The sequence below is a fragment of the Orenia sp. genome (genome assembly GCF_055140805.1).
Genome location: NZ_JBSQYM010000177.1, coordinates 1 through 5,373, shown reverse-complemented (window position 1 = coordinate 5,373; position 5,373 = coordinate 1). Strand labels below are relative to the sequence as shown.

Genomic DNA, 5,373 nt, shown 5'->3' with positions numbered 1-5,373 from the left:
AAGCATTAAAGCCTAGATTAACATATCTATATCAACAGTATAGAATGGCTCAAAATTAACAATTTACATTAATTGGTCTAAAATTTGCTCGTTTATAGTAATTAAATTAGTCGATGATGATAGTAAGTAGTTTATATTCAAAAAATTTACTATATTCAAGTAATTCTTTAATTTGATATCTAATTAAATCTTTACCCAGCATTATGCTGGGTAAATTACTTTATTATTAGAGGTGGATTATGTTTAAATCTCAAGAGGGGTTTAGTCTAATAGAGGTTTTAATTGCTCTAGTAGTGTTGGGTATAATTGTCAGTGGATTGTTCGATTTTTGGGCAATCAATGATAGATTAATCAAGAGGACAGGTGCTAGACTACAGGCATTATGTTTAGCTAAGATGAGTATTGAGAGCTTTAAGGCTGAATTGGGAGAAGATGATAAAAGTAAATCCCTGCTTCAAAGGCTTCAAAAGATAAGAGCAAGAGAGACAAGGGAAGAAAAGATATATTTAACAAAGTGGTATCCACAAGTAGATTTTAAAAAGGAGATAAGCTTTAAAGAAAATAAATCTAAGGGTTATTGGGTGATAGTTAAAGTAGCTTGGGATAATCAGAGCTTAGAGCTGAGACGGTTATTTACTGACCATTAATTTTAGCTGTTAAGGAGGTAATTGAAGCAGGATGTTTAGTAGAGAAGAGGGCTTTAGTCTAGTAGAGATAATGATTGTAATTACAGTAATAGCAGTTATCTTATCTCTGCTTTACAATCTACAGCTAGTAGGTAATAATTTATGGACAAGAGAGACTAACTACTTAGAATTACAGCTTGATTCCATATTTTTTCTAAAAAAGATTAATCAAGACTTAAGAGAGGCTATAGATTTTAGCTTATCTTCAGATAATTCAAGTTTGACATTGTATCTAGATGATAAAGAGCCAATTCGCTACCTCTTTAACAAGTCTGTAATCTATCGAAATGGTCAGAAGATAATTGATTTTGTAAAGTTAACCCCTTTTAAGGGGAGTAGTGGTTTATTAACTATCAATTTGTTTTTAAAGAAGGGAAGCGAGAGTTACCGAGTGGTCGATAGAATTTCTATAAGAGAGACTTTTTAAGAGGGGATTAGGATGCTAAAGCAGGAAGATGGTGCAATTACTATATTTATTCTATCTATATTTTTGGCCTTAATGATTCTAGTAGGAGGAGTTATTGAGATGATTAACAGTCAATTTACTCTACTAGATAAGCAAGCAGATAACTTACAAGCACTTTATCTAGCTGAATCTGGGATGGAGCAGGCAATAGTCAATATAAAAACAGGAGAGTTTAATAGCTTTAAAGAAGAAGTTATAATTGCTAAGAGATATAGTGGTAGCTATGAGGTTGATATTATTAGCAAAGGTGATAAATACCAAGTGATTTCTACTGGAAACTTTCAAGATAAGAAGAGAGTGCTAAGAAGAGTAATTGATAAGTAAACTACTTGATCTTAAAGTTATTAAAGGGGGAAGTGATAAATTGTTTAGCAAGATAAAGAGTTTATTGGACCCTAAGGTGCTGGGGATAGATTTTGGTGATAAGCTGATTAAGGTGGTTGAAATAGAGCTAAGTAGGAAGGATACTAAACTGAAGAAGTTAGCACTTATTGAGAATGATAGTATGGTTATTAATGGAATGATTAAGGATTTTAGTAGATTAAAAGAAAGACTTAAGAGTGTATTGGCTGAGAAGGGGATTAGAGCCAAAAAGGTGATAACTGCAGTCAGTAGTGAGAGAATAACTAAGACAATTATTGAGGTGCCAGTAATGCCTTACGGTGATTTGGAAAAGGTACTTCCTGTAGAGTTTGAGTATTATGCTACTTTGCCTTTAGAACAAATATCATTTCAATATGAGATTTTATCCGAGAAAAATGGTAAATATAAGGTCTTGGTAATGGGGGTTAAGAAGAGTATTATCTATGACTATTTAAACTTATTTGAGGAGTTGAACTTAAATCCTTTGGCTATAGAAGCGGAGTTTATGGCATTGGCCCGTTTTATTAGGAGGCTATCTAATGATAATCAGCAGAATTGTTGTATTATAGATTTAGGAAGTAATACTACTGATGTCTCCATTATTCATCAAGGTAAGGTTATCTTCAATCGTACTGTAGAATCTGGAGAAGATGATTTTGCTTCTACTAAAGATCAACTAGTAACCTTTAAAGGTTTAGCTACTAAGGTCTATCGTTGTTTAGATTATTTTGAGATTAAGTATAGGGATTATCAGATTAATAAAGTACTGTTAGCTGGTGCTAAGAATAGATGTACAGGATTTATTCAGGAGCTTGCTAATATTATAGGTGTTGAAATAAGTGAGATTGCTTGGGGGAGTAGACTGGAGATAGACTTGAATCATGAGGATATGAGCCTTTATAATGATAATAGGGATATATTTACAGTCAGTGTCGGGTTAGCATTAAGGGGCGATAAAGATGATTGATTTTATACCAATAGATTACAGAAAAAGAAGAATAAGAAGAGAATTTAGAGTTTTTGAAAATGCTATTCTAATTTTTGTTATATTGGTATTATGTTTGGATATCTTTTTATACTTCAATCTAGACAATAAAAAGAAGAGATTAGCCGATGAATTAGAGGTAGCTAGTGCTAGATTAGAGATAATAGATAAGAGATTGGACAAGCTCGCCGATCAAAAAATATCTAAAAATGAGATTGATTGGGCTGAGATGATGGAGAGATTAAAAGAATTATTGCCACAGAAGCTTGTAATAGATAGCTTTACTATTAGAGAGGATAATAGCTTTGAATTTAGAGGGCAGTTAACCGATAGTAAGGAGTTTTTTAAGTTTATAGATAAGATAAGTAACTTTGATTATTTTCAAAGGGTAATGATTGAACATAGTTTGGATAATAGAGAAACTAAGAAGAATTTAATTAAATTTAAAGTTAGAGGGGAAATAGTTGAATTAGGAAGGTGAAGGTAATGGTAATGGCTGTTGAACTAGGTAGAGGAGTAAAGAAGCAAAAAGGAATTAAGGTGATTATTATAGTTTTTATCTTTATCTTATTTAATTATCTTTATTATGTTAGGTTTTATCAACCTTCCATAGATGCTGTATCAGCAAGTAAAAAAAGACTAGTAGCGCTTCAAGAGGAGATTCAAACTAATGATTTAAGGCTTATTAAAGAGAATAACCATCACCAGAAGAAGGTAATCTTTTTAAAAGAAAATAGCTTGACAGAGTTTATAGTTCAATTGAATAAATTAGGCTTTAATCTTAAAAAGAAATTTTTTGATTTAAGGATAGGTGATTTAAAAGAGAACAAATTATTGATTGATGTCCATCTACAGAGTGATTATAATAATTTTCTTAGTTATTTAGCTAACTTAGGAAGGTTTAGCTATTTGGGGGTAAAAGAGGTTGCTATTAAGGGTGATAAAGATTCTCAAGATAGCTTAGATATAAGAATAAAACTTGTAGTTTATATAGCAAATTAAGTAATAGTTAATTAAATAATAGAGGTGAGTTTTAATGATAAGTAAGAGTTTGATTAAAGGCGGAGTATTGTTGGGCTTAGGGCTGATGTTATCATATCTCTTTAAGTTAGGGGGGCTTACTGCTAATTTATTTCTTCCAATTGAAAGTACAGTCTTTTTAGCAGGATTTCTCTTAGGTCCAACCTATGGATTAATTTTAGGGGTTTTAGCTCCATTACTAGTCTTATTAAGCTTTAAAAATATCACAGTTGCTGTAATGCTTTTGATGATAGCTAAGTTAGGAGCTTATGGACTGTTAAGTGGAATGATATATCGAGAGTTCAATCTATTAACAAGCTTAATTAGTGCAATTATTGGAGGGAGAATTATTTTTTTAGTGGGTCTGTGGATAGCTGTCGATTTATTTAGGGTAGAGGAACTGATTAGTTTAATTAACAAAAAGAACTTTTTAATTGGTTTTTATGGTGCTATGATTCAAATGATTCTAATACCAGTTATTGTAGTAGCTATTAAGAAGAAATCTAGTCCCAAGATAGATTATAAATTAAGAGTTTAAGGAGAAGAATAATATATGTTGAATAAGCAGATTTCAAGAAATAGATTCAATATCTTCTATATTGAATCATGACGAAGAATTTTTAGAGAAAGTTAATTAATAGCATTTGCAAAAACACTTCAAATTGAAGTGTTTTTTGTATTTTAAAGAATAAAGACTTAGTTAACTCCTAATGGTTAAAAATCCTCTAAATACAGATAATAAGTAATAGTTGAAATAATATCTTTATTTGGAGGTGTAGTAACATCTTATTTAAACTAGCTAATCAAAAATATCTATTAGGACTATTGTTCATCTTGCTTATCTTGGTAATAGTTTTAGTAATAATACTAATTGATACTTATAGTCCTGGACTCAAAGTTGAACAAAAATCTAGCAGTAATCAACTAGAAAGTGAGTATAACTATCAAGAGATTCAAAATTATCTGGAAGCTAAAAGGAATACAAAGACTGAAAGAATTGTCAAACAAGCTATACTAAATAAATGTGGAACGGCCCTTCTATTATATTTAGAAGATAATTATCAGTTTTCTGATAATTTTAATGATTTATTAGGGGGATATCTAGTTGAGATTCCCCCAGAGATTACTAAGCTAAATTATATTACTGATGATTTCAATTTATTAGATGTTATTAAAGGTTTTTTAGCAGAAGGTAATTTGAATAAATCTATAACTTTTAAACCGTATAGTCTGTTAGTAGATAGTTCAGCTAAAATGATTTATCTAATGCAAGGGGAAGAGCAGGTTAAAGCTTACCCAATTGGAGTAGGAAGTGCAGAGAGTCCTACTCCCAAGGGGGAGTTTAGAATCAAAAATAAATTAAAGCTATCAGGAAAGGATAAAGAAATTTATGGGGATTATTGGCTAGGGATTGACCTCTGGACTAAAGGAGGGAGTTATGGAATTCATGGTAGCACCAATCAAGAGCTTCCAGTCAGTCAACAGGAGTCTAAAGGTTGTATTAGAATGAGGGCAGAGGATTTAGAACAGTTATACCACTTAATTCCCCTTAGAACTAAAATAGTTATTAAATAGTTTTAAGACCACTTCTCTAAGAACTCCATGGGGATATCCCAAATCAGTAACTTTCTCAAATTTTTTTCCTGTAGTCAATCTTCCTGGATAGACTATCAGAATTTCACTAGTTAGATTAACTTGCTGAGCAATTTCTGGGATGATTTTATTCATCTAGATATCCAAGCCTAAAGTGTAACTTAATGGATATATAGCGACAGTTTTGAGTGTCAGTGTGAGTGGGTGTGTCAGTAAGTTCTTATATGTTTTGCTCACACTCACACTAATCACTCACACTC

Annotated in this window: 9 protein-coding genes; 8 read left to right on the top strand and 1 reads right to left on the bottom strand. The window is 31.5% G+C overall.

Translation table 11 applies throughout. The features are described 5' to 3' along the window. Positions 1-239: 239 nt before the first annotated feature. The 8 genes from ACTCDL_RS13765 to ACTCDL_RS13730 all read left to right on the top strand — a co-directional run bounded on the left by ACTCDL_RS13765 (position 240) and on the right by ACTCDL_RS13730 (position 5,095). Complete coding sequence (locus tag ACTCDL_RS13765; protein ID WP_463177999.1) at positions 240-647, top strand: type IV pilus modification PilV family protein; 408 nt, start codon at positions 240-242, stop codon at positions 645-647. 31 nt (positions 648-678) lie between these two features. Then, on the top strand, positions 679-1,113 hold the full coding sequence (locus ACTCDL_RS13760; protein WP_463177997.1) for a PilW family protein: 435 nt from the start codon (positions 679-681) through the stop codon (positions 1,111-1,113). Between the two features lie 12 nt (positions 1,114-1,125). After that, positions 1,126-1,476, top strand: coding sequence for a hypothetical protein (locus ACTCDL_RS13755; RefSeq protein WP_463177994.1), 351 nt, complete (start codon positions 1,126-1,128; stop codon positions 1,474-1,476). A 40-nt stretch (positions 1,477-1,516) separates the two neighbouring features. Further along, positions 1,517-2,482: a type IV pilus biogenesis protein PilM gene (gene pilM, locus ACTCDL_RS13750; protein WP_463177990.1), complete on the top strand. Its 966-nt coding sequence runs from the start codon at positions 1,517-1,519 to the stop codon at positions 2,480-2,482. Beyond that, positions 2,475-2,981: a hypothetical protein gene (locus ACTCDL_RS13745; RefSeq protein ID WP_463177988.1), complete on the top strand. Its 507-nt coding sequence runs from the start codon at positions 2,475-2,477 to the stop codon at positions 2,979-2,981. The genes pilM and ACTCDL_RS13745 overlap by 8 nt, the downstream gene beginning before the upstream one ends. Next, positions 2,978-3,502, top strand: a complete 525-nt coding sequence (locus ACTCDL_RS13740; RefSeq protein WP_463177985.1) for a hypothetical protein — start codon at positions 2,978-2,980, stop codon at positions 3,500-3,502. The genes ACTCDL_RS13745 and ACTCDL_RS13740 overlap by 4 nt, the downstream gene beginning before the upstream one ends. Before the next feature lie 34 nt (positions 3,503-3,536). After that, positions 3,537-4,058, top strand: a complete 522-nt coding sequence (locus tag ACTCDL_RS13735) for an ECF transporter S component (RefSeq protein ID WP_463177983.1) — start codon at positions 3,537-3,539, stop codon at positions 4,056-4,058. Between the two features lie 305 nt (positions 4,059-4,363). Then, on the top strand, positions 4,364-5,095 hold the full coding sequence (locus tag ACTCDL_RS13730; protein WP_463177980.1) for a L,D-transpeptidase: 732 nt from the start codon (positions 4,364-4,366) through the stop codon (positions 5,093-5,095). Here the strand turns inward: ACTCDL_RS13730 and ACTCDL_RS13725 are convergent. Next, positions 5,060-5,248 (bottom strand): hypothetical protein, encoded by a 189-nt coding sequence (locus ACTCDL_RS13725; RefSeq protein WP_463177977.1) that lies wholly within the window; start codon positions 5,246-5,248, stop codon positions 5,060-5,062. The genes ACTCDL_RS13730 and ACTCDL_RS13725 overlap by 36 nt on opposite strands. Between the last annotated feature and the right edge of the window lie 125 nt (positions 5,249-5,373).

What these genes read in the sequence shown, in the direction of transcription:
- ACTCDL_RS13745 (WP_463177988.1), top strand. Translation starts at nt 2,475, where the DNA reads ATGATTGATTTTATACCAATAGATTACAGAAAAAGAAGAATAAGAAGA.
- ACTCDL_RS13765 (WP_463177999.1), top strand. Translation starts at nt 240, where the DNA reads ATGTTTAAATCTCAAGAGGGGTTTAGTCTAATAGAGGTTTTAATTGCT.
- ACTCDL_RS13735 (WP_463177983.1), top strand. Translation starts at nt 3,537, where the DNA reads ATGATAAGTAAGAGTTTGATTAAAGGCGGAGTATTGTTGGGCTTAGGG.
- ACTCDL_RS13725 (WP_463177977.1), bottom strand. Translation starts at nt 5,248, where the DNA reads ATGAATAAAATCATCCCAGAAATTGCTCAGCAAGTTAATCTAACTAGT.
- ACTCDL_RS13755 (WP_463177994.1), top strand. Translation starts at nt 1,126, where the DNA reads ATGCTAAAGCAGGAAGATGGTGCAATTACTATATTTATTCTATCTATA.
- ACTCDL_RS13760 (WP_463177997.1), top strand. Translation starts at nt 679, where the DNA reads ATGTTTAGTAGAGAAGAGGGCTTTAGTCTAGTAGAGATAATGATTGTA.